The sequence below is a fragment of the Massilia sp. P2_C2 genome, assembly GCF_056404615.1.
The window spans coordinates 1-845 of sequence record NZ_JBFUDR010000646.1 but is presented as its reverse complement, the minus strand read 5'-3'; the positions used below and the strand labels follow the sequence as shown (position 1 = coordinate 845).

General features: G+C 60.8%; 2 protein-coding genes. Both read right to left on the bottom strand.

The window, feature by feature from the left end:
- Positions 1 to 95 precede the first annotated feature (95 nt).
- Positions 96 to 311, bottom strand: a complete 216-nt coding sequence (locus AC1DYX_RS31600) for a hypothetical protein (RefSeq protein WP_477266218.1) — start codon at positions 309 to 311, stop codon at positions 96 to 98.
- 12 nt (positions 312 to 323) lie between these two features.
- On the bottom strand, positions 324 to 845 hold a 522-nt coding region (locus tag AC1DYX_RS31595), incomplete at its 5' end, for a PLL family lectin (RefSeq protein WP_477266216.1).

Here is an 845-nt window from a genome sequence, read left to right as displayed (position 1 = left end):
GCTGATGCCCGGCTCGCCGTTTGCGCCTGTCTGACCTTGGCCGTGCCTTCGGGCTGGGTCGGCAGCATTGCGCTCGGATCGGACTGACGTTCGCATCAACCATTGCCGGGTTTTTCTCCACCGACATCGTTTTCTCTGGGAGACCGCTCCTTCGTCACGTTGTCGTTGTCCCGGTTATCTTCGGGAATATACGGCTTGGCTTTTTCAAGCTCGCCCCGCGGCGTCGGGATGGCGCCTCGTTTCGGCGACCGCATCGTGCCAGGCTGCGCTGGCTTGTCCACCGAATGTCCCGGTCGTATTTTTTCAGCCATATGAAATCATCGCTAATTCCAGCCGGATCCCCCATTCCAGAATTCGCTCCACACATGGTTGTCGAATCCGATCACGAACAGATCGAGATTGCCCGGTGCGCGCGACACGGCCGCGACCTGCTGTTTTTCGYGGTCGAACACCGCCTGGCCCGGCAACGGAAACCAGTCGTCGTTCCAGCCGTCGCGGTCATTCCAGAACGTGGACCAGACGCGGTTGTCGAATCCGATCACGAACAGATCGAGATTGCCCGGTGCACGTGACACGGCCGCGACCTGCTGTTTTTCGCGATCGAACACCGCCTGGCCCGGCAACGGAAACCAGTCGCCGTTCCAGCCGTCGCSGTCRTTCCAGAACGTGGACCAGACGCGGTTGTCGAATCCGATCACGAACAGATCGAGATTGCCCGGTGCACGTGACACGGCCGCGACCTGCTGTTTTTCGCGGTCGAACACCGCCTGGCCCGGCAACGGAAACCAGTCGTCGTTCCAGCCGTCGCGGTCATTCCAGAACGTGGACCAGACGCGGTTGTCGAA

What these genes read in the sequence shown, in the direction of transcription:
- AC1DYX_RS31600 (WP_477266218.1), bottom strand. Translation starts at nt 311, where the DNA reads ATGGCTGAAAAAATACGACCGGGACATTCGGTGGACAAGCCAGCGCAG.